The organism is Novipirellula artificiosorum (assembly GCF_007860135.1).
GTDB lineage: Bacteria > Planctomycetota > Planctomycetia > Pirellulales > Pirellulaceae > Novipirellula_A > Novipirellula_A artificiosorum.
In genome coordinates, this window is sequence record NZ_SJPV01000027.1 from 20,529 (window position 1) to 45,042 (window position 24,514).

The following is a 24,514-nucleotide window of genomic DNA, read 5'->3' on the forward strand; positions in this document are numbered from 1 at the left end:
GAAGGGCAACTACCAGTTAAGAAACGCGGGGACTGACGCAGATGGGGAATGCACGGCCGCAACGACCCAATTTCATCGGGAGGTGACGAAGATGGTTGAAGACCCAGTCAAGGCAGACGAAGTGGTGCCGGGCAATCGGTTGCGCGCAGGAGCCGCGATCTTTGTGACCGGACAATTGGCACCCTTGGCGATTTCTCTTGTTACAAACTCTTCTCTGCCAGCGACGTGGAAGTCAGTTTTGTCGGGCGTGTTGCTGCTGGGCGTGCCGGAACTAGCGATCGTTTTGACCGTCGTTGTCCTCGGCAAGGCGGGTTTCAATGAGCTGAAAGCGCGGATCTGGAAGCTGTTCCGCCGCACGGTTCTGCCCCGCGAGGTGTCTCGGGGACGATACTATGCTGGCTTGGTCGTGTTTCTGATTCCGATTCTGATCGGTTGGCTTTTACCGTATCTGTACGAGTCCGCACCGAGTTTGCTTCGCTATCGATTGACGGTGGCGATTGTAGGCGACGTAGCCTTGATCGCTGGACTCTGTTTGCTGGGCGGACAGTTCTGCGACAAAATACGAGCGTTGTTTGTGTACGATGCCCGGGCGACGTTTCCTCCTGTGTCGTCGCATGATCCGGACGAAACTCATTAGCGTCATTGACCAGCTTTCGTGGAACCATCAATGAATGTCATGAAAAGGTGTAGCCCCTTCGTGGTGGCATTCTTCCTGCACTGTCAGCTTCACAGGCGAGGACACAACAACCCGTTCGGTTGCCACGGCGGAGCCCGAACTTGAAGGGTAAAGGAGTTAAGGAAATAAGTGGTAAGTTCTCGACGGACGGAAACCATAGTCGTTCCGGTACGTCGGCTGGTTGAAGGCACGATTGGCGGAACGGACGACCGACGAGCGAATGGTGAACGAGCCGCCACGCAACAAACGGCTAATAGCATCCTCGACGCCTTCTACGCTCGGTGCATCGATGGCCACCTCTTCAGAAGGCTGCGGATAACTGCCGTTAGCATCGTACACCCACTCGAAAGCGTTGCCCTGCATGTCGAACAAACCGAAGTCGTTCGGTTTCAAGCTCGCTACCGGCCAACTGTGGCTGTCTCCATTGGCCAGATACCAAGCGTAGTTGGTAAGCAGCGTCTCTGTGACGCCGTAATAACAACTGGTGCTGGCCCCTGCTCGACAGGCAAACTCCCACTCCGCTTCGGTCGGCAATCGATACCCGGTCAATTCCCAGAACTTTTCCTTGGCTTTCATGCCGGGGCCGTATTCTCCTTTGTCGTTCGGCTCGTAACACCACTGCTCCATGGGAATCCCCTCTTGCTCACTGAGCCAGTTGCAGTACCAAGCCGCTTCATACCACGTCATCGCCATCATCGGGGAATCGTCCGTGCGGATGGCGGATTTCAGTCCCTCCAGATCCGCAGGCCAGACGTTTTCCACCTGTGACTTGGCGAACACTCGCCACTGCTCTCTCGTCACTTCCTTGGCAGAAATCGCAATCCGCCTGCCGATCTTGCGTCGATGCAAGATCTCACTCGGAAAGTGTCCCGCCTCCGATTCCGGTGATCCCATCTGGAACTCATCCGCATCGAGGATCACGAAGGTCTGGCCCTGCGTGTTGAGATACCACTTCCGCTTATTGTCCTTGGCGGCTGTGAGTTGTTCCTCGTTCTGCTGCAACTCCTTGTCGATGGCGGCAATCTCGTCAGCTTGCCTCCACTTCCGCAGCAGCCATTCGGCGGCGGCGTGTAGACCGGCATCGGGGTCGCTTCGGTAAACGGTCAGCAGCGTTTCGATCAATGGCTGCTGTTCGGAATCCGGCAACTCGAACTCGCCGAGACAGAGCAGCAACGCCCGCTTGATCGTGACATCGGTTTCGTTGTCGTAGCGAGCAATGATCGTCGGGGGATCGCCGCCCCGTGGACTCAGCCAGTGAATGATGTAACTGCGAACCCGTGGATCGGGACTGTGCTTGAGCAGCGGCCACACATTTTCGGCGGCATCCATCCGTAGCAGCATCACAGCGGCGTTGGCTTGCCGCATCGCCAAAGTTTCCTTGGCATCTTCGGGAAGCTGGATGCCCACTGCCAACGCATATCCCCCGCCCATCTGGAAATGCTCGACTTTGAGCGTGTGTTGCCCCGACTGGCCTTGGATCGTGACCGTCTTGGTTGTCGCACCGTTGACTGCCCAGTTCTCGAATACCTGTTTGTCATCCAACCAGACTCGCACCCCATCGTCAAAAGTGATGCTGAGCGAATACTCGGCATCATCCAGCGTCATCTCCGTGGTAGCGACGGTGGCAAAAAATTCGCTCGGAACCTTGTCGGTTGGTGGCGTGGGCGATTCCTTACGCTCTCGCAAGTCGAGTTGGGCCGTCCGCAATTCATCCAGCACTGGAGATTCCAGCACCACCTCCCAGTCGGCGGGAGGCTGCGGCGGCTCTGTTATATCCCGTTCATAAAAGCGGACGGTCCAATCCATTGTCGGTGGCAGCAGAGTTTTGCTGACTTCGGCGTTGCCGAGTGTGATCGCCCTTTCCCGGTGCGTCGTGAGCTTGCCAAACATGGGTCCAAATTGGCTTTCGTTGGCATCGGCCAAGAGATCAAACAGCACTTCGGCATCGTCGCTCAGGTAATCGGCCAGCGTATCGGTGGCAAAGCCACGAACCTGTTCGCCCTTGTTGGCATCACGGTAGATCGCCGCCAATGGTGCGGTGAGATCATCCTTGACGGGACGCAGGGCGTTTCGCCACGGCAGCAATTCCGAAGGCAGTACACTCACCAGATAACCGGCCACAAACTGGGAGAACTGCTTGTCCTGCCAATGCTCGTTGTCGGGATCGTAACTCGCCAAGGCACAAGCCACCTGAAAACGCCGGGCGGGGGCTTGGCCGCTGTCCTTGGCGATCTGCCAGTAATCGGCAATCAAGTCAGCCCTTTGATCTGCCAGCAGATCACGGACAGCCGCAAACTGAGCAGGCGAAACAATCAACAGCCTCTCTTTGAGAAATGGCAGCACCGACTTGTTATCGGGCAGCATCGCCAAGGCCGCATGGATCTTGGCGTTGGAATAGTCGGGCGACTCGGTAAACGCCTTGCTCAGATCGTCGTTGGCATACTCTCGGTAGTCGCTCAGATTCCCGATGATCGTTTTCACCTGCGAAGTGTCGGCTTGCAGCAGACCTTCGACAAGGCGTGTTGCTTCTGCGTCGTTTTGTTCTTCCTGCTTCTGGGCAACAAGTTCCTGCCGGTTCTTCTCGATGCTGCTGCGAATCGTGATCCCGCCGAGAGAAACAGCCGCCAACGCAACAAGAACCAGAGCGGAACGCACGCCATGCACTCGCCCCGCCTTGCCCATCATCTTCCGCTGCGGTTCGGTCCACTTCTTCTTGTCGGTCAGCAGCCGGATCGTGAGGTGTTCCCACCACGACGGCAGAAAGCGGTTTTCCGGCATGGCGTTCCAAGTCACCGAGGTATCGAACAGCTTCAGTTCCGCCCGACCCTTGCGAGTTTCTTTCTGCTTGCGAGTCAGCCAATCTCGCAGAGAATGCACCAGATAGTCGTGCGTCAGTTGGAAATACTTCTGCCCTGCTTGGGTCTGTGTCACGGAGTCATCGTCCACATCCTTGCCTTCGGGGTCGGTCGGCGTGATGAGTCGGATTTCACTATCCAGAATGCGGATCAGATCATCGAAGTCCTTGGGACGATTGCCATAGCCAGAGGCTTCCAATAGTCCCGCATGGGACCGCATATATCCCTTGATGTCCGTGCCGGAATCAGGCAGCAGGTCTCTCAGAACAGAACGGGCCGCTTTCTGGTGGTAGCGGTGTTCGGGCGGTGACGTGGAAGCACTGAAGGTCTCTTCCAAGAAGGTGACACCGACACCCTTTGTCCCGCCGACTTCTTTCAATGCGGCGGCGGTCCACGCCTTGCCTTTCATCATCTCGGCAAACAGCGCCAAGCGCACGCAGATGACTTTGCCTTCCTCGGCAAGACCCGCCACTGACTGTTTAAGGAAGTCCTTTTGGTCTTTCGATGTCTCTTTGATGACTTCGGGGAGTTTGCCGAATGCCCTCCCAAATGCTGCCAAGACCTTTCGTGCATGGTCCAAATCGAAAAGATCGGTCATCGCACTGTTCTGTCCCTCAATGAGTCGGATTTCCAGTTCTCTCAAGAACCGACTCACCGCCAGCCAGAAGTCATCCCGCACCATCACGATGCACTGCACTCGGCCCCCATCGCATTGCCGCAGAGCTTGCACCATATCGGTGTTCTCCTCTTCCTTCTTGGCGTGCAACCATTGCTCGAACTGGTCAAGAACGATCAACACTTTCTTGCCGACTGGAATGCCTTGGCCTCGCCTGAGTGCTGCCAGTGTGTCTTTGAGGCTCAATTTGTCTTCGAGTGCGGGACAGCGTTTCCGCAGACCATGCAGCAAACGGCTTTCCGTTTCTTCCGGTGTGGCCTCGATGTAAACCGGGATCACTTCCTCGGAAAGCCGAGGCAAGAGTCCCGCTTTGACCAGCGACGACTTACCGCAACCCGAGGGTCCGTAGATCAAGCCGACTGAAAACGTGTTATCGGGATCGGTTTCTTCAATGCGAGTCTTCCAGAACCGCAGGCTGTCGGGCAGTCCGTCACGATCTCTCGGCCCCGGCAGCAGTTCCAGAAAGAAGTCGGCATCGTGGGCTTCAAAGGACCGCAAGCCCTTCGGGACGATCTTGATCGGTTGGCTATCGGAGGAACCCAGACTCATCGAGGTGGACGATACGGCAATTGAACCAAGCGATGTGGAAGCTTGCGTTGAACCTTGAGTCGAGGAAGCAACCGATGTCACAACACCCGGCGACGTGCCACTCTGGATCACGGTCTGTTCCGATAAGAACAATCGCAGGTCTTCGGCCAAGTCGTGCGCCGACGAATACCGCTCGCTGGCCCGCTTCGCCATCGCCTTATGACAGATACGTTCCAGTTCCTTCGGCAGCTTCTCGTCGTACTGCCGCAGCGGTTTGGCTTCGTAGCTGGTGACTTGTTCCAACAACTCGGCCTGTGTATCGCCACGAAACGGCTGACGACCGGCGAGCAACTCGTAGAACACGACGCCCAAACTGAAAATGTCCGACCGACCATCGACCCGGTGCCCTTCGCCACGGGCCTGTTCGGGACTCATGTAGGATGGAGTGCCTGCATACCTCGGCCCCTTGCCGATGTTCTCTTCTCGCAGTGCCAAGCCAAAATCGACGACGTAAGGCTGACCGTCTTTGCCGATCAAAATGTTGCCCGGCTTCACATCCCGATGGACAAGTCCCTGCTTGTGAGCGTAATGCAAAGCCTCTGCAACGGTAGCGACGAGTTCGGCGGCATCCCGGTATTTCAGCCGAATCTTCTTGAGCTTTGCCGAGAGGTCGGTGCCCTCGATGTACTTGGAGACGACATAGCAGGGGCAGTCTTCCGTGCTGCCAACATCATGCACTGGCACAATGCCGGGATGATCGAGATTGGCGACCGTGCGAGCCTCAGTCAGATACGCCTCGCCATCTTCGGGCTTCGAGATCAGCTTGGAGTGCGGCACCTTGATGGCGACCAGTCGATCCAGTTGCTCATCGTGGGCCAGATAGACAAGACCAAAGCCCCCTTTGCCCAGCACTTTCTCGATGCGGTAGCGACCGATGCGCTGGGGGTGTTCGGCAGGTGCAGCCTCATCGGGCGAGAGGGGATTCCCTTGGTTGTCCTGTGTCACGTCGAGAGGATTTGAGTCGTTCAAGTGCGCAATCGGCTTTCTCAGCAAGACTTGTCATTGTCGTCACCCTCCGGGTTGTGTCTGAGTCTAGCAAATTCGATCTGTGAAAGCACCAGCCCGCCCCCGTTTGAACGTAAACATTCGCCGAAAGGGGGGAACCGATCGCGCAGCGTTCGGAACGAGAGCCTCCGTGCTTTCGGAACTCGACGTCTGGGGAGCCTTGGGGCGAGAATGGTGGCGACGAACCGCCGCCGCGCCATCATGCCTACCGTACACAAATCACCAATGACCAACCCACATCAATTGTTCGCCTTGCGTGCCACGTGAACGCTACCAGAATGCCGCTCCCAGTCTACGATGTGCAAGTCATCGAAAACGCCACACCAGACGAACACACCTACAACCCCTTGCATGACAGCAGCATGCGACAAAGTTTCGACGGCGACGATGTATGGGCCCAGTTCGATAAGCTCGCAATCACCGCGGCTGAGAGAGGATGGCACATTCACGAACATGCGCAGCGAGATTCGACTGCTGCGCGAATGCTGGACATCGCCGAACGAATTAACAAAGTTCATCCGATGAAAGATCTGCGTTGGACGATCGCCCACTGCGACCTGATCTCGCGCCAAAGTATCGAACGGGCGAAGAAACTCGGAATGACGCTGGCCATCCACAACAAGACCGCGAAACCTTCGGTGGACGATCGTGACTCGCCGCCTGTTTCGTGGATGGAGGAAAGTGGCATCGTGTGGGGGCTCGGCTCTGATTCGACTGTTGTTTCCACGATCAACCCGTTTCACAGCCTGTAGTGGGTAACGAGTGGTAAAGTCTTTCCAAGCAAGATATCGATCCGCACACCGGTCTCTCGTCAGGCTGCACTCGCCGCCCACACTCGAAGCAACGCTTTTCTGATGTTCAAAGAAAATGACCTGGGAAGTCTCGAGGTCGGCAAGTGGGCCGACTTGGTCGTTCTCGATCGCGACTACATGACCGTTGCTGTCGATGAGATTCGCGACGTCAAGCCAGTGTAAACGATCATCGGCGGAAAGATCGTTTATGACTCTGAATCGGACAAGCTATGAGGACTTACACAACGGGACGAACGCAGCGTCACCGCGTGTGAGGAAAAAGAAGCCAAGGGTGCGGAACGGGCCTTTAGCAGTCTCTGCATTCGGTCGCCCAACTGCGTTCGGTTGCATCGCCCGCTCGCACTTCGCAAAATCTCTTCGCTGCAGTCTTCGTAAAATCCATGACCAAAATCGGGGAAAACTGCGCCAAAGCTGCTAATCTGCATCGGTCTGGGCACCGACGCGCCGGAGCGGATCAGCTCCGAGCACGAAGTTGGTCCAACCGAACGCAGTTAAAAGTGACGGAGTCGAGTTGCTTTAGGGCAACGTATTCGCCGTTAGTATCCGCCAATTGAAACCGCATACCTGTCCGCCCAATGCGGTTAGAGGGCACCGTACCAGCAGCACGCGCGCTGCCCACGCGCGCGAGTCACGCTCGTGGTTCAGCTCAAACAGCCCGGTGACTTCCGCCCGGCGGCGAGACGGCTTACTGCAACTCGTTGTGGAGTAGAAGGTTAGCGAGTTCAAATCCCGTCGCCAGGCTCGCTGCAAGCCACTGGCGACGATGAACTTCGTTTTGCATCGACCGGCAACCAAAATTGTTGTGCCTCACCTCGCACGCTACGAGTTTGCTCGTGGGCCCTCGATGCCGTGAGCTCTCTACGTGCTCGACCGCCGAATCCATCGAGTCTCGAGGATTCGACGCCTCCTTACGATTGTGACGTTACGTCAGTACAATCTGACGTTATGTCAGCTTCGAAACAATCTCAGATTCGTCGCAGGAACGATCCCAGCCAGAGTTCGGCGTTGCGCAAGTCCGAAAGAACTCGGCAAGCGATTCTTGATAGTGCATTGGATTTCCTGTGGACGCATCCCTTCCGTGAGTTGACGGTTGGTGAGTTAATGTCCCTCGCCGGCACCAGTCGGTCGGCGTTCTATCAGTATTTTGCTGACCTTAATGAATTGATGGAGGCACTGCTGCGGGGAATTGAAGACGACATCTTTGCGGCTGCCACGGCCTGGCTCGAGGGAGAGGGCGACCCTATTCCGCTGCTCGAGGAAACGATGGCTGGGCTGGTAGGAGTTTGTTATCGGCAAGGGCCGATTTTGCGTGCCGTTTCTGACGCTGCTCCCATGGATGGCCGGTTGGAAAAAGCCTGGACGGGTTTTCTGCATGATTTCGACGTCGCTGTCACGGATCGGATCGAACAACATCAAGCCGCCGGCTTGATCAAGCAATTTGAGGCTCGCCCGATAGCCATTGCGCTCAACCGAATGGACGCTTATCTGCTGATTCACCATTTTGGACGCCGTCCGCGCGGGAACCAGGAATTGGTTCAGAAAGCGATCCTCCGAATCTGGATATCCACGCTCTATGGTGACGAGGCGCTGGCAGCATCCGACTCCGAAAATCGATCGAAGCGGCGAGTGCCAAAATCGAAGAATAAATAAATCTCCTGGACATATGGAAAGGCCATCTCATGAAACTCAGAACAACCTTCGTATTAACACTTGGATTCGTCTTTGGATTAACGATGACTTCTGCCGGAATTGCACAGGTACCCAAAATGAAAATGACCACAGAAACGCCGCCGGGGATTGCGACTTCGGACAAATTGGAAACGCGCCTGGGCACTTTGCGACTGTTCGATGGAGTGCCCGACAAAGAGACGGCTCAAAGAGTCTATGACAACCTTGATTTTCAGCGCGGTGTGCAGGCCTATTTGAACAGTATTCAAATTGCCTCGATGGGCGGCATGCGAAAGGGCATCCTTGAATTTGGTCCGCCCAATACGACCGCGCTGCTGTTCGAAGAGCTCATGGATTCCACGACACTCTTTCTGACGCCAAACACGACGTCTGTCTACATGGTCGCTTGGCTCGAAATGAAGGACGAGCCATACGTGATCGAAACTCCTCCGAATGTCCTTGGCATCATTGATAGCCATTGGTTTCACTATGTCGCTGATTTTGGCAACGCTGGACCGGACAAAGGCAAGGGTGGCAAGTTTCTGATCCTGCCGCCCGGCTTCAAGGGCGATGTGCCCGACGGCTATCACGTCGCCCAGTCTGACACCTACGGCAACTGGGTCATCTGGCGAGGTTTTCAGGTGGACGGCGATCCCAAGCCGGCTGTGGAGACAACCAAAAGGATCTTCCGCATGTATCCACTCTCACAGAAAGACAGTCCACCGAAGATGAACTTCATCAATGTCTCGGGCAAGAAGTTCAATACGATCCATCGGACTGACTATCAGATCTTCGAAGAGATCAACGACGTCGTTCAGGCCGAGCCGAGCGAAGGGCAAGATCCAGAGATACTGGGTCAACTGGCTTCGATCGGAATCAAGAAGGGACAGCCTTTCAAACCTGATGCCAGGATGCAAAAAATTCTCAAAGAGGCCGCTGATGTGGGTGCCGTGACGGTTCGTACGCTGACGGCGCGTCCCCGAGATGAAATGTTTTACTTCTACCCGGGCGAAGGTGTCTGGAGCACTCCATTTCCGGGCGGGAGTTATGAATTCCTGGACAACGGTGCTCGCGTGCTGGACGCCCGCAGCTATTTCCACTTCTACGCGACGGGCATCACCCCGGCGATGACCATGAAGATGGTGGGCAAAGGCTCGCAATATGGCGTGGCCTACATGGACGCGGATGGCAATGCTCTCGACGGCAGCAAGACCTACAAAGTGCATCTGCCGCCCAACGTGCCAGCCAAGGATTTCTGGTCGTTCACGCTCTACGACAATCAGACTCGCTCCGAGCTCCAGACCGACCAGCGGTTTCCGGGCCTCGACAGCAACAAGAAAGGCCTGAAGCAAAACACCGATGGTTCCTTCGACATCTACTTCGGTCCCGAAGCACCGGAGGGACAAGAGAACAATTGGATTCAATCCGTTCCCGGTAAAGGTTGGAACATGCTAATCCGCCTCTACGGCCCGGAGCAACCGTGGTTCGACAAGACCTGGCGACCGGGTGATCCGGAGTTGGTTGACTAATTCATCGTAGCTCCGGGACCTGTCCTGGCACACGCATCGCCGGGACAGGTCCTGGCCTACCTTTCTACAAACTAACGGCAGAGAACCATCAATGAAAAACAAACGAATAGTTGTACGCGCGATTGTCGCGGTGTCCGTAACGCTGGCAGGAATCAATTGCTGGGCGCAGTCGCCGAAGCTGAAAATGACGACCGATATTCCGAAGTCGATCACGGCTCCGGACAAGGTCGAAACGTCGCTCGGCACGCTTGAGTATTTCGACGGAGTGCCAAGGCCGAAAACGGTGGAGACGGTCTACGACTATCTCGATCGGTCGCGAGCCGTCCAGGTATTTCTCAACTCTATTCCGGCCATGTCCGTAACGACACTTCGTGAAGGTCAGGCGAGCGTTGGTGCAGACACGTGTAACAAAATCTGCATCTGGGATTCGCTGATGGATTCCGAGTCATTACTGCTGACCGGGAATACTTCCACCATGTATGCAGTCGGTTTTCTCGATCTGCAGAAGGATGGCCCATCCGTCATTGATCTTCCGCCGAACATGCTGGGCATCCTCGACGACATGGAATTTCACTACATGACCGACCTGGGCGTGGCCGGTCCCGACAAAGGTAAAGGTGGCAAGTTTCTCGTGCTGCCCCCGGGCTACAAGGGCGACGTGCCCGATGGCTACTTCGTCGTGCCGTCAAAGACCAGCGGCGTGTGGGTTTTCATGCGTGGCTATCTGGACAAAAACCAGCCGCTGGGGAAGGCGATTCCCGCCGCATCAGCCAACATTCGCCAAAATTTGAAGGTGTATCCGTTCGCTAAGAAAAGCAATCCTCCGGCGATGGAGTTCATCAACGTCTCCGGCAGGAACATGAACACGATCCTGCCGAACGACTATAGCTTCTTTGAAAAGCTGCATGCCTTGATCCAAACCGAACCCGAAAGTTACCTCGGGCCGGAAGCGAAAGGCATGATGGCCGCTATCGGTATTGAAAAGGGAAAGCCGTTTAATCCCGATGCGCGGATGAAGAAGATTCTCACCGACGCAGCCGCTATCGGCAACGCCGGCGCTCGTGCCATCAGTTACTTCCCACGCGATCCAGGCAATCTGCTGTATGGCAAAGACAGCACGTGGGTCATGGCCTATGCCGACAAGGATACGACCTTCACTCGCAACGGTGCCTATCGACTTGATCCGCGGGTGCTCTTCCACTTCGGCTACATCTGTGTGTCTCCGGCGATGGCCGTGACGGTTGCCGGCAAAGGGTCGGATTATGGACTGAACATGCTCGATTCAAATAAGCAGGTGCTCGACGGTTCAAAGACCTACAAGTTGCATCTGCCGCCGAATCCGCCCGCCAAAGATTTTTGGGCGGTCACCATGTACGACACGCAAACGCGTTCGCAACTTCAGACCGACCAGCAGTTCCCAACGCTTGGCAGCCAAGACAAAGGCATCAAGAAAAACGCCGACGGTTCGTACGACATTTACTTCGCGCCGAAAGCGCCGCAGGGACAGGAAGGCAACTGGCTGCAAACCATACCCGGAAAGAGCTGGTGGATCGGACTGAGAATGTACGGCCCGCTGCAGCCCTGGATCAACAAAACCTGGCGACCAGGCGAACTGGAACTCGTGAAGTAATCGTGGATGGTGCTTCCAGCCTCATTAGAAAACGTACGCTGCGGCTGGAAGCCACAGCCACGTATCTTCCGATCGTCTTTCACGTCAAAACGACAAATGTAGGAAACCATGACAACCGAAACCAAACAGTTCGATGTCGTCCTCACCGGCGGACGGGTGATCGACCCGGAAACCTATCGCGATGGGATCTTTAACGTCGGCATCGTCGGCGACACGATCGCGGCCATTTCCGACCAACCGCTGCAGGGTAAAGAGGTTGTCGATGTCTCCGGGCTGATTGTCTCGCCTGGGTTTATCGACCTGCATGCCCACGCCCAGAACATCGCCAGCAATCGGGTTCAGGGCTCCGATGGGGTGACCACGGCGCTTGAATTGGAAGCTGGCATTCTTCCGATCGGGGAATTCTATGACAACTGTGCCAAGGAAGGACGTCCTATAAATTACGGGGCATCGGCAGGATGGGCGTGGGCGCGCCTGGCCAGCATGAACCCTGAAAAGGGAAAGATGGTACCCAACATTGCCTGGACGTTTGGATCTTTTGGCTTGAAGGAATGGACCGAAAACATTCCCAGCGAAAAAGAGCTCGAGCAGATTCTGGAACTCACCGAACAGGGCCTGAAGGAAGGTGGCATCGGCATCGGCGTGCTTCACGCCTACTGCCCGGGCGCGGCGACCAAGGAGTTGCTTGGTTTGTGGAGATTGGCCGCCAGGTACGGACGACCGACATATACCCACCTCCAGAACGTCTCGATGGTCGAGCCCAAAAGCGGCACGGCGTCACTCGTCGAGCTGATGGGGCTGGCCGCCGCGACCGGCGCCCATACTCATGTCTGCCACCTCAATAGTGTGAGTCTGCATGACGCTAAACAGAACGTTGCGATCCTGAAGCGCGCACAGGCGGCCGGACTCAAGGTGACCACCGAGGCCTATGTCTATGGCGCTGGCTGTTCCGCGATTGCCGCAGCAGAGTTCGATCCGAAGGATGTCGAGGAAAGGATGGGGATCTCCTGGTCAGACCTCACTCTGGTGAAGAACATGCACGACTTCTCCAGCAAAGAAGAGTTCGTCGATGCACGTGAGACGAATCCCGGGGACGCAGTGATTGTTCACTTCCTGCGTGAAGACGACAACCCACAGGATGAAGCGATGCTGGACATGTCGGTTATGTTTCCGGGTGCCGGCATCTGCACCGACTCGATTCCCTGGACCGACGCCTCGGGCTCCTTCTACGAAGGCAGCCAATGGCCACTACCTGAAGGCTTGAACAGCCATCCGCGCGCTGCTGGAAACTACTGCCGTTTCCTTCGCAAGTGGGTGCGTGAACGGGGTGTCATGAGTTGGATGGATGCCATCCGCCAGGCGTCGCTCAACAGCGCCCTGATCCTTGACGATTGCGTACCCGGCATGAAGAAAAAGGGGCGTCTGCAGGAAGGCATGGATGCGGACATCATTGTCTTCGATCCGGAGACCGTGACCGATACGGCCACGTTCAAGGACCCGCTTCAGCTCTCCAAAGGCATGCAGCATGTGATCGTCAACGGCACCTTCCTCATTCGTGACGAAGTGCTGGATGCGAAGGCGATGCCAGGCCGCGCGGTGCGTGCCCCGATCCGGGAATAAGCGATTGGGCATGCCGTGACTTTGGCTTCCATTTAATCAACCACAACGATTCTTCTATTCAAACCAAGTGAGAAAACAATGGCTATTCTAAAAAATGAACCTGTCTACAACTTCAAAGATGGAGATTACTGCAAGCCCCACCACATCGTGGTGAAGGGAAGTTGGAAAGAGATCGGATTCGATCTCGCCACAATCGGCAAGAACGAATACGGCGTGAAGTTGCTTCCTTACTACAGTCCTCTCTACGGCAAAGCGCGACAGGAGTACTGGGCCCAGAACTGGCCGCACGTGGCCGAATTGCAAAAGGGCGTCTTAAAGGCCTTTGGTCACCCGGAAGATTCCGTCGAGTTTGACGGTACCAACCTGAGTTTCGACTGGTACGACTGCATGCGTTCCGGCCTCGACTTGGGAGGGAACACGTGCTCGGGATTGGTCTTACCCCCAGAGAAGTCGGAGGGCGGAGCTGTTCTTGTGGGCCGCAACCTTGATTTCCATCCGGCGGTCGAGTGGACTACGACTCTGGGAAAAAAAGTGCCAGAAGGCGCGTTTGGCGCGTGCGAGCGACCGGTCGTGGTCGAGTTTCAGCCGGAAGAGGGCTACCGCTCGATCATCGCGTCAACCAATGAATTGTTGATGGGGTACGTGGACGGAATCAACGAAAAGGGGCTCTGGTTGAGCTGCATGCACGATCCCGCAGGAGTCGGCGCCGACGGGAGTCCTCCGGGCGGCGGAGATGTGTCGGGCCTTGTTGTGACGCAACTCCATCAACTGCTGCTCACCACCTGCGCCACGGTGGAAGAAGCCAAAGAAGCGATTCTCAAAAACAGAGTCATGCAGACCTTGATGAACCTGCACATTCCAATTGTGGATGCCACAGGTGCTGCCACAGTCTTTGAGATCGACCAGAAAACCGGGGCCTATGTCTTTGCTGATCGCGTGGCTGGCGAACCGCTTTTCAGCACCAATCATCCGGTCCACACCTATCCGACCCCGGACACCTTCCCCGACGTGGACATGACCGAAGAGCACAACACCTTCGTTCGCCAGATCATGCTCCGGGAAGCATATAGCAAGATGACCCCGCCGTTCACACTGGATGATGCCGAGAACCTGATTAACACAGTTCACTGTTCTTTCGTTGATAGCGTCAAGGCTTGTGCTCAGGCGGGCGAAAGGACCCTGACCAATATCAAGGCCGATCTCTCGAAACCGGAGATTCACGTTAGGTGGTATTTGCGAGATGTGGCGCCCGTTCCCGGAACCAATCACATGGAAGATAAGATGAGCGACTTTTACACCTTTGGCTTCTGAAGCATGGTCATGTTATTAGTTCTGGATCTTAGCTTAGACGGTTGTTGATTGATTACTTCAGAGCTTAGTTGATTCCCAGATCTGTCCAAAACATTGGGTCCACCTCAGGTCACGGGTAGGGACGAACACAGACCACGGAAATTCACGTCGCTAAACGGAAACAAACTAAAAACGAAAGAATGGCGACTATGAAACAACATAGCGAACAATACGACATCATAATCACCAACGGCCGAGTCATCGATCCGGAGACCGGACTCGATGCGGTGCGCAACGTCGGCATCAACGGCGAGAAGATCGCCGCGGTCACCCAGGATCCGATCCAGGGCAAGGAGACCATCGACGCCAAAGGGCACGTGGTCTGCCCCGGGTTCATCGACATGCACTTTCACAACACCGGCTATGCGTTCGGCCAGAAGCTGGCGCTGCGCGACGGGGTGACGACACCCATGGAGCTCGAGTTCGGCATCTATCCGGTCAAACCCTGGTACGAGGCCATGGCAGGCAAGTCGCGGACCAACTACGGGGCCTCCGTCGGTTCGATCCCGATTCGCGAGACCATCTTCAACCCGGACCTCGATGAGCAGTACCACGGCTATTTCATTCTGGATGTGCTCCATCCCGACAAAACGAAGACGACGATGAAGTGGTCCAAGGAGCACGCGACCAGCGAACAGATCGTGCAGTTCGAGCGCATGATGGAGGAAGGGCTGCAGCAGGGATCGGTCGGTGTCGGCCACGCCGCCGGCTACATGGTGGACGGCTGCTCCCAGCAGGAAGCCATGATCGTCCAGAAGATGGCGGGCAAGTACGGCCAGTCGTCCTTTGTCCACGCCCGCTTCTCCAGCCAGATGCCGCCCACGAGCGGCCTGCTCGCCTTCTTCGAGATGATGGCGCCGCAGGAGGTCTACGGTGGAGGCATCGTTTTCCAGCACGCGTCGGCGCAGGCATTGCGAGACACGATCCCCGCGCTGGAGCTTTTCGACGCTGCCCGCGAAAAGGGGATCCAGGTGATCGGCGAGATCTACCCCTATGACTATGGCGCGAGCATCGTCGGCGCGGACTATCTGGTCCCGGATAACTACGGTCCCAACATGGGCCGTGACTACAAGGACATCATCGTGATCTCCGACCTCGAGCCACTCACCAAGGAGCGCTACGACGAAATCATGAAGACGGCGCCCTTGACGCCGGCCATGTTCTACAACGCCCAGGAAGAAGACGTCGTCAAAGGGCTGGCACATCCCTCCTCTGTCGTCGGCAGCGATGCCTTCGCCTATACCGATCGCAAGACGGGCGAGATTGCCCTCGACTGGGACACGCCATTCGATTCGGTCAATGGCCACCCGCGGGGCGCCGGCACGCATGCGCGAATTCTCTCCTGGACACGGGAGAGGAAGCTCGACATCCCGCTTTCGCTCGCCGTCTCGAAGATGACCTACATGATCGCGAAGTATCTCGAGGACAACGGTGTCCCGCAGATGGCGGACAAGGGCCGCATCCAGGAAGGCAAGGACGCGGACATCACGATCTTCGATCCCGAGACGGTCCAGGACAACGCCACGATGCAGGATGGCGGGCTTCCGTCGAGCGGTATCCCGTACGTGCTCGTCAACGGCACCGTGATGGTGCGAAATTCCGAGACGGTGGACGACGTCTTCCCCGGCAAGCCGATTCACGGCACCGGCAAGATCGCATGATGGGAGAGACCATGAATCAGCAAGGCACCGTGGCAGCGGATGGCCCGCACCGATCGAAGATCCCGGTCACCCTGATCGGTGGCTTCCTCGGCGCCGGCAAGACGACGTTGCTGAATCACATCCTGAGCGGGGAGCACGGTATTCGGGCTGCGGTGCTGGTGAATGATTTCGGCGCGATCAACATCGACGCCAAGCTCATCGTTGGGGTCGAGGGCGATACGGTCAACCTCGCCAACGGCTGCGTCTGCTGCACCATCCGCGATGACCTGATCGGGGCCTGCCTGGGGCTGCTGCAGCGGCCCGAGCGGCCCGAGCACCTGTTCGTCGAGATGAGCGGCGTGTCGGACCCCGTGCCCGTTCTGAACACCTTTCTGGAAACGCAGCTTGCGCTGGTTTTCGCCGTGAACAGCATCCTGTTGGTGGTCGATGCGGAGCAACTGCCGAGACTGAAGGGCGACATGGCACACCTGGCCCGGTCGCAGCTGGGGGCAGCCGACATTGTCGTGCTGAACAAGGTGGATCTCGTCAGCCCGGACGAGCTCAATCACGTAAAGAACCTGGTGCAGATGGTGACGCCGGGATCACGGATCATCGAAGTCGTGCAGGGGCAGCTGCCGCTGGAGCTGGTCTTTGTCGGCGGCAGTGATGCGCCTCCTCCGGAGCGTCGTGAAGACGCCCGCAAGCGTGAGGCGACTGCGCACGACGAGGCGCATTCCCATGACCATGTGTTCGGCACATGGAACTGGACGAGTGACCGCGCCCTGTCGCTGCCCAAGCTGCGTTCGACATTGGAGCAATTGCCCGAAACGGTTTACCGCTGCAAGGGCGTCGTCCAGATCGAGGAATTGCCCCGGTATCGCTACGTGCTGCAGATGGTGGGCAGGCGCTATCACCTGGAGGAATCCGGCTTCTGGGGAACGGCGATGCCCCGATCCGAAATCGTCCTCATCGGGGGCCGGGCCGGCATCGACCCAGACAAACTGCATTCCGCCTTCGATGCTTGCATCGGGATCGGGGACGAATCGCAATCGCCGGTCCTCCGTCTGACCCGCCTGCTCGCAGCGGATATGCCTGGAGATTGACGATAAGTGGTATTTGCGAGATGTGGCTCCGGTTGCCGGAACCAATCACATGGAAGATACGATGAGCAACTTTTACACGTTCGGCTTCTGAAGAAAACGAATATGACATTGATTGACACGGAGCTTTCCCCAATCCCGGTCACGATCGTGGCCGGCTTTCTTGGCGCGGGCAAGACTACGCTGCTCAACCACATTCTGTCCGCTGAACATGGCCGTCGGATCGGTGTGCTGGTTAACGACTTTGGCTCGATCAACGTGGACGCGGAACTGATCAATCAAGTCGAGGAAGGGATGATGACGCTGGCCAATGGCTGCGTCTGCTGCAGCATTCGCACCGACCTGATTCAGGCCGTCTTGCAATTGGCCGAGCGAGATGATCCTCCCGAACATATCCTGATTGAATCGAGCGGAGTGGCCGACCCGGCGGGAGTTTACGAAGCGTTCCTGCAAACGGAGATTCGCAACTCCGTGCTCGTTGACGGAGTGATCACCGTCGTCGATGCCGTACATGTCCTCGGACTACCGGACGCGGAAGCGAAACTGGCCCGAACGCAAGTCTCCGGCGGTGATCTGATCGTGCTAAACAAGACGGATCTGGTCGACTCGGATACTTTATCGAACGTCAAAGACTGGATTCGCGAAGTCAAACCAACGGTGCAAATCTTCGACGCGACTTTCGGCCGGATTCCGATGGAGGTGTTGCTCGGAGTCGAGCACTCACACGAGTCTTCTCCCGGCGACCATACTTCGTCCGCGCATCATCATCATGATCTACAGTTCGAGACGTGGTCTTACGAGTCTAGCGAGCCAATGAATCTGGGACTGTTACAGCAGCTGCTGAATCACCTGCCGAGCACACTGTTTCGCGCCAAGGGTTTCGTCTACGCCGCGGACAAACCGAACAGTCGCCTGCTTCTGCAACTCGTCGGCCGCCGCGCCGTCCTGTCGGTCGACAGGCCCTGGGGCGACAGTCCACCCCAGACACGACTGGTCTTCATCGCCAGAAGTGAAACCTGTGATTTCGATGCGATCCAGCGCGTTCTGGAAAGTTGCAAGGAAGTTGTGAAATCATCGTGACCACAAATACTGTTCAAGAAGTAACGTTCGATGAGGCGTGTTCGTTTGTCATCAAGCTCGACAAGAAGACGCAACGCGCTGCATGGATGGCGGGCGATGCCAAAGCTCCGGTCTATGAAGCCGGCTTGGTGAATCTGACCAAAGACGAAGCGTCAATGATGGTTCATTACGCCAACGATCGTTCCGTTCAAGCGACCCTGTATCGCATCAAGCAAGATGCCGATCAATCGAGTTCGGAGTAGTAAGTAGTATTTTGATGTGACTGTGTTTTCAGCCGCGTTCGTAAATAACCAAAAAACGATGCGGGTGGAATCCAGCCACCGTGATGGAGTGCGGAATGCAAGTTCCATCGAAGTCGCGTTCATAATTTCGCTGGACTTGTTCGCAATCGCCGAAGTAGTCAAATACCCTATCAGGTGTGGGTGTTCAACAACCACCGACACCTGAATTCTGGCAAAAAGGAAAAACCAAAATGAAAACCAAAATAAAGACAATGATACTCGCCTGCTCCTGCCTGCTGGCAGCAGGTCTGACTGTAACGCAGAATGCGGTGGCCCAGGAAGGCAATGCCAAGCCCAACATTGTTCTGATCAACATGGACAACTTCGGCTACGGCGAACTGGGTTGCTACGGCGGGGGTATTCTCCGGGGTGGCGCCACGCCGCGCATCGACAAGCTGGCCACTGAAGGCACGCGGCTGTTGAATTACAATGTCGAGGCGCAGTGCACGCCCAGTCGCGCAGCGCTAATGACAGGCCGCTATGCCGTACGCACGGGGAACGGTTCTGTGCCGCTCGAAACCGCCGATTATGGTTTGACCCAGTGGGAATACACCATGCCGGAGATGCTGGGCGATGTGGGTTATACCACCGCTATGTTCGGCAAGTGGCATCTCGGCCAGGCGGAAGGACGCTATCCCACCAATCAGGGTTTCGATGAGTGGTATGGCATCCCCAATTCGACCGACGAGAGCCTTTGGCCGGCGCAAGAGATGTTCCAGAAGTATCGGAAACTGGCGGAGGAGACCGGCAAAAATCCGATGATCAAGGAAGAGCACATTTATTCGGCCAGAAAAGGCTCACCGGCAAAGGTGGTGAAGGTCTACGACCTGCCGGCAAGGCGAGAGATTGACCGGGAAATCACCGACCATGCCAAGGACTTCATGACACGCCAGGCCAAAGCCGACAAACCGTTCTTCCTGTATCTGCCCTACACCCAGACGCATATGCCGATTTTGCCGAGTAAAGAATTTGAAGGCAAGAGTGGCAATGGCCAGTGGGGCGATGTGCTAATGCAGATCGATGCCTATACCGGTGAATTACTGGATAAGGTGGATGGGTTGGGTATTGCCGACAATACTATTTTCATTTTTACCTCGGATAACGGCGGCGAGTGTATCCCCGGTTACCAGGGATGGAGCGGCCCATGGAGTGGTTCCTATTTCACGGGTAAGGAAGGGTCCTTACGGGTGCCATTTATTGTCCGCTGGCCCGGCAAAGTTCCGGCAGGCAAGGTCTCCAACGAGATCGTTCACCAGTTTGATCTGTTCGCTACAGTGGCAAACATTGCCGGTGGTAAGGTGCCGACAGATCGTATCATCGACAGTAAGGACATGACGGATTTCTTCTTGGGGAAACAAGAGGAATCCGGTCGAGACGGCTTTGTCGTCTATGTCGGCAACGATATTCACGGCGTGAAGTGGCATAACTTTAAGATGATGTTCATGGAGTTTGAAGGAGGGCTCGGTAGCGGGAAGCTGAACGTGTTCCCTCTGCCTCACTTTTACGACCTCTATAGTGATCCTAAAGAGGAATATCCCGTAACCAAAGCAACGGGAGGTTCTTTGTGGCAACGTTGGGGGTGTGGGCCGATTCTGACAGAGCATCAGGCGTCGCTGGCCGCAGAACCACCGATCAAGCCGGGAACGCTTGACCCATACGTGCCGGCAAAGCAAAACAAATAGCAATGCGTGAAGTCGTAGCACAGACTGGCAGCTTGCACTACGACAGTTATTTCCCGCTGGTTCAAGGCACCTTCGATGAAGAGGTTTCGCGTTTCCCGCCCGACAAGGTTGCCTAGTCGGAATAACCGCGTCCGCAGATCGCTTACAGATTGCTGATCGTCCATCAGTTTGCATCGTCGGATCCATTGTGACGATACCGACTGAAAGGCGGGTTGCGAGCAAGTGCGCGCAACCTGGTATTTGTGTTTGGAAGAGCGTGCCAGTACATCTTGCCAAAGTAATCTGCGGCTGGAAGCCACAGCCACTACCAGTCACGTCGAATTCGACTTTGATCGCAAGGAAGCGAAACCGTGGTAGCTCTCCATCAAAAAAAGCCACTTCTGTTGACGCTCGGGCTTTTCATCGGCGCGCAAGTCTGTCTGTCCGCATGCTTTCCCCAGCAAGCTGCGGCGCAATGCGACGACTCCTGCGATTCAATGTTCGACTCGCCCGACTGTGGTAGCTCGTGTTGGGAACGCTCCACTTTGTCCGACGACTGGTGTCGCCTGGGGTCGTGCTTTGAGGAAAAAGGCTACACCTGGAATATCTCCAACACCAACTTTTACTCAGACATCACATCCGGCGGGCTCGACGAGACTTCCGGCTATCGCGGCCGGGTCGACATGTTTCTGAACATCAACGGAAAGAAGGTTGGCTTATGGGATGGTCTGACGATCAACCTGCACGGTGAGTCAGTGTTTGGCAGCTCGATCAACCAGTTTTCTGGAACGCTTCTGCCAGTCAGCACGGCGCAAATACTACCCGACGGAAATCGCGACGTCACGGCGCTCACGAACGTCACTTTGACGCAGGCACTGAGTGAATCCGTTTTGGTGCAAGCCGGAAAAATCAACACACTCGATGGTTTTGTTCAGCCGTTCACCGGAGGAGCAAACGGCCTAGACGGGTTTCAAAATCTTGCCCTGTGTTTCAATCCAGTTCTCGTCACGGCGTTTCCCTACTCATCGTTCGGTGCCGGAATGGTCGTACTCGATGAAAACCAGGAAGCTGTGTTTTCGGCGTTCGTCTACGACGCGAACAATACGCCGACCGTGAGTGGCTTTGATACGTTCTTCGATAATGGAGTGTCGCTGTTCGCTTCGGCGACCCTGCCGACTAAGCTCATGAACAAGCCTGGGCATCAGATGGTTTATGGTTTGTACAGTAGCGGGACCTACAATAGCCTCGACCCCAATCCCTATTTTGACCCAGGCCAGGGAGTGGTTTTAGCAAACCCTGACAAGACGGGTTCGTGGTTGCTGGCCTACGCATTCGACCAAGCTCTCTATGTTTCGCCCGATGATCCAACACGTTCCTGGGGTGTCTTCGGAAACGTCGGGATCGCAGACGATAATCCCAACCCATTCAATTGGGCTGCGAACATTGGCGTGGGTGGTTCCAATCCAATCGGTAATCGTCCGCAGGACACCTTCGGAATCGGCTACTTCTATACTGGCGTCAGCGAACCACTGAAACAGATCGCTCCGATTCTGCTGCCACTTCAAGACGAGCAAGGTGTCGAGATGTTTTATAACGTCGGCGTGACCCCCTGGTGCCACGTCACGGCTGACCTGCAAGTCGTCGAACCGTCGCGCGAGCGTGCCGATACACTGCTGATGTTTGGGTTGAGAGCCAAGATCGATCTCTAATTCGGCACTCATCCTGCGCCGTTCGATTCTAGCTGTCTTCAACCCGTTTGGTCAAAATACTCAGCCGACACTCAAACAACGTGAAAAACGGGATTCCAAGCACGGCCCCGGTACGCATCTGAGCCGAGATCTCTTGCGAGTCAGCGTCGACTAGGTTCTCGTAATCAGTAAACCTGGGACAGGGTTGGCGTCACATCGCTGGGCGGCGTCCGCAGATGCCAAGGGAGCGGAAAAGGCCATTAGTACTCTTGGCAATTCGTCTCCTTGCGTGCCGAGGTTGCATCGACCGGCGCGAGTTGAGCGAATTCGTTCAACGCACAGATGCCGAAAAACTAGTCTCGATTCTTGGGATATGTGCAGCCAAGCCGCCAACTGCTGAGGTCTTTTCACCATAAGCGGTGAAGCAGAACTTCGGGGCTTTTTTGCGCGCACCAATCTGCAACAATGGTCTCTTTGATCTAGCCCCTGACAAACTCGGCGTGTGAAAGAAAAACGAACGCATGATTGATGAGGCCAGTGCGCAGCTGGAGAAAGCTGAAATACCAAAGCGAAGCACCCTTCCTGAGGGAGCATTACTGGGTTTCATAATTGCATCCTTCACTCTTCATGACGATCTTCCTCTTTGGGGATTGATTCTTTTGATGTTGTGCACATGCGCGACCTGGTTTTGGATGGTGTTCGATCGTCAGAGGCGAGAACGCGCGATGCTGAGTGAGCAAGCGGATCGTGTGCTTACCGGTAATCCTGATTCCGATCCGTGATGAATCGAAGCCTGGGATTCTCAGCTAACGATCGGATACTGGGGCGCGGCGTTTGGTTTCAGGGGCGTGAGACCGTCCCTTAACTCCCTCACCCGCTCGGCATCCAATTCGCGGCGAAGCACTCTTCCACTATTTCGAATCACTTTTTTGAGAAGTGTGCGTTGGAGCGGCCAACCTGCATCAGTGTCGCCACGGATGCTCCCAAGATAGTCGGCTTCGTGAGGTCGGTTCGTCCAACCTGGGGGACAGTTTCAATTAGGTGCCGGCCATGGAACTGTTCCAGTGGTCACGGCACGCGAGCGAATCCGGTAGGATGTTCTTTCGGATGTCCACGTTGACGTTTTTTCGCGGGCGTTGCACCAAAGAGGCCTGACGATGAATCATGGTTATGTGCGAACCGCTGCTCGCGATTGCGGCGAATGGCTACGGCTGATCGGGATTTTATTGCTCGGCGGCCCGTTTGTTTCGGCGGCGGAGACCACGGATCCACTCACGTTTACCGCATCACAGCGACAATGCATCGACGACAATGCATTGTGGGGACCGCCGGAAAAGCAGAACATTCCTTCGGTCGAATCATCCGGGAGTGCGGTTCAATGGTTGGTCGCGCGAACGCCGTTGCCGGTCGCCGAGGAAATCGAGCGTGCAGCGAAGATTCACGCTGAAGTACTTGCGAAAAACCAAACCGCCGATGGACCAGCCCAGGTCGCCGACATCTTGGCCGCCTTGGTCGACGCGCTGCCGCCTCGAATGTGTTCTCCGGATTATGAGGTTACGATCACGATCGTCGATCAGGGCAAGATGGATTCGTTTTCCGCAGGTGCCGGCCGCATCTACGTTTCACAGTCTTTTCTACAAACGTCCCCGGCCGATGATCCAGCGGGTCGTGATCGCATCGCCTTTGTACTGGCGCACGAGTTGGGCCACCTTTGCTTGGGCCATGCAAAACGATCGTTTCAAAGGGAGTGGTTGCGCGAGCACCTGAAACGAGACCTTGACGCCGCCCCTGAACGAAACGCCAAAGCAGAAGACATCGTTCGATCCATCCGTGGCGTCGGCGCCATCCTCGAGGCCTCGTACTCACGCGAAGACGATTTTCTGGACGATTTGTTTGCCATTCACTTGTGCCGCAATGCAGGCTTTGATGTCGAAAACGGACTCGACGTGCTCCGCCGCGCCGCCGTCGCTCAGAACAAGTCTCTGTTGCTCGATCCTCCGGAACGCGAGGGAGACCCGCCGGTTGAACCGGAGTTCCAAGAAGCGACATCTGGCGAGTCGTTCACACTGGCTTCGCAGCCGACGATAACCCATCGTCTGCGACGCGTCCGACTGGAACTCGATGGATTGATCTACGGCGATGAATATGGGCTGTTCGAGTTTGATCGGGAAAGCAGGGAGTTACAGTCCGCCGAAGAGAATAGCATTCAGGCGGACGAACGGGTCCTCGTGTGCATCCATGGAATGGAATCGAATCTCGGCGTTTATGAACCACTGATGGAACAAGTGGCCGAAGTGGATGCGGATGCGAAACTCCGTATTCTTGGCTTCCAGTACCCGGCGGACGAGAGCCTTGCCCGCAGCGCCAAGTATCTTGCACGAGAAATGCGCCGTGTCGGAGCGGCCTCGGCACATGTTGATTTCGTTTGCCATAGTGCCGGAGGACTCGTGCTTCGCCACTACGTTGAAGTCGATGGCGGCGACGCTCACCGGGTGTACTTTCAGGGCACGCCGCATCTGGGTAGCAATCTTGCGGCGCTGCGAAGTTTGCTGGAAGTCGGACAATTCATCGGTGACTTGAACTTTGGCTTCGATGCTGCGTTGGCCTCTGCCATTCGCGACGGGCACGGACAGATCTCGCATGACCTACTGCCAG

General features: G+C 56.1%; 15 protein-coding genes and 1 pseudogene. 15 read left to right on the plus strand and 1 reads right to left on the minus strand.

Features of this window, described 5'->3' with window-relative positions:
* Positions 1 to 91 precede the first annotated feature (91 nt).
* A complete protein-coding gene (locus Poly41_RS32215; protein WP_146531488.1) occupies positions 92 to 637 on the plus strand; it encodes a hypothetical protein in 546 nt (181 codons plus the stop codon).
* A gap of 156 nt (positions 638 to 793) precedes the next feature.
* Here the strand turns inward: Poly41_RS32215 and Poly41_RS32220 are convergent, their stop codons facing one another.
* Positions 794 to 5,764 carry a protein kinase domain-containing protein gene (locus tag Poly41_RS32220; protein ID WP_197231938.1) on the minus strand — a complete coding sequence of 1,657 codons (4,971 nt, stop codon included), beginning with the start codon at positions 5,762 to 5,764 and terminating at the stop codon, positions 794 to 796.
* A gap of 398 nt (positions 5,765 to 6,162) precedes the next feature.
* Here Poly41_RS32220 and Poly41_RS35315 point away from each other — a divergent pair.
* From Poly41_RS35315 to Poly41_RS32295, 14 genes and pseudogenes are all read left to right on the plus strand, one after another.
* Positions 6,163 to 6,774 (plus strand): annotated as a pseudogene (locus Poly41_RS35315) (amidohydrolase family protein).
* A 783-nt stretch (positions 6,775 to 7,557) separates the two neighbouring features.
* A complete protein-coding gene (locus Poly41_RS32235; protein WP_146531492.1) occupies positions 7,558 to 8,262 on the plus strand; it encodes a TetR/AcrR family transcriptional regulator in 705 nt (234 codons plus the stop codon).
* Between the two features lie 29 nt (positions 8,263 to 8,291).
* Positions 8,292 to 9,809 carry a DUF1254 domain-containing protein gene (locus Poly41_RS32240; protein ID WP_146531493.1) on the plus strand — a complete coding sequence of 506 codons (1,518 nt, stop codon included), beginning with the start codon at positions 8,292 to 8,294 and terminating at the stop codon, positions 9,807 to 9,809.
* A 91-nt stretch (positions 9,810 to 9,900) separates the two neighbouring features.
* The gene (locus Poly41_RS32245) at positions 9,901 to 11,439 is read left to right on the plus strand and encodes a DUF1254 domain-containing protein (protein ID WP_146531494.1); all 1,539 of its coding nucleotides are present in this window, start codon (positions 9,901 to 9,903) and stop codon (positions 11,437 to 11,439) included.
* A gap of 108 nt (positions 11,440 to 11,547) precedes the next feature.
* Positions 11,548 to 13,059, plus strand: coding sequence for an amidohydrolase family protein (locus Poly41_RS32250; protein WP_146531495.1), 1,512 nt, complete (start codon positions 11,548 to 11,550; stop codon positions 13,057 to 13,059).
* Positions 13,060 to 13,137: 78 nt separating this feature from the next.
* Entirely contained in the window at positions 13,138 to 14,370 is a 1,233-nt protein-coding gene (locus Poly41_RS32255) for a carcinine hydrolase/isopenicillin-N N-acyltransferase family protein (protein WP_146531496.1), read from the plus strand.
* Between the two features lie 140 nt (positions 14,371 to 14,510).
* On the plus strand, positions 14,511 to 16,070 hold the full coding sequence (locus Poly41_RS32260; protein WP_261344934.1) for an amidohydrolase family protein: 1,560 nt from the start codon (positions 14,511 to 14,513) through the stop codon (positions 16,068 to 16,070).
* An 11-nt stretch (positions 16,071 to 16,081) separates the two neighbouring features.
* Entirely contained in the window at positions 16,082 to 17,152 is a 1,071-nt protein-coding gene (locus Poly41_RS32265; protein ID WP_197231940.1) for a CobW family GTP-binding protein, read from the plus strand.
* A gap of 102 nt (positions 17,153 to 17,254) precedes the next feature.
* Positions 17,255 to 18,229, plus strand: a complete 975-nt coding sequence (locus Poly41_RS32270) for a CobW family GTP-binding protein (RefSeq protein ID WP_146531499.1) — start codon at positions 17,255 to 17,257, stop codon at positions 18,227 to 18,229.
* A complete protein-coding gene (locus tag Poly41_RS32275) occupies positions 18,226 to 18,471 on the plus strand; it encodes a hypothetical protein (RefSeq protein ID WP_146531500.1) in 246 nt (81 codons plus the stop codon). Before Poly41_RS32270 ends, Poly41_RS32275 begins: the two co-directional genes overlap by 4 nt.
* Before the next feature lie 230 nt (positions 18,472 to 18,701).
* Positions 18,702 to 20,192 (plus strand): arylsulfatase, encoded by a 1,491-nt coding sequence (locus Poly41_RS32280; RefSeq protein ID WP_146531501.1) that lies wholly within the window; start codon positions 18,702 to 18,704, stop codon positions 20,190 to 20,192.
* A gap of 524 nt (positions 20,193 to 20,716) precedes the next feature.
* Positions 20,717 to 21,880: a carbohydrate porin gene (locus Poly41_RS32285; protein WP_231616124.1), complete on the plus strand. Its 1,164-nt coding sequence runs from the start codon at positions 20,717 to 20,719 to the stop codon at positions 21,878 to 21,880.
* Positions 21,881 to 22,380: 500 nt separating this feature from the next.
* The gene (locus Poly41_RS32290) at positions 22,381 to 22,641 is read left to right on the plus strand and encodes a hypothetical protein (RefSeq protein WP_146531502.1); all 261 of its coding nucleotides are present in this window, start codon (positions 22,381 to 22,383) and stop codon (positions 22,639 to 22,641) included.
* A 375-nt stretch (positions 22,642 to 23,016) separates the two neighbouring features.
* Positions 23,017 to 24,514 (plus strand): M48 family metalloprotease (locus tag Poly41_RS32295; RefSeq protein WP_146531503.1); only part of this gene is annotated, 1,498 nt, incomplete at its 3' end.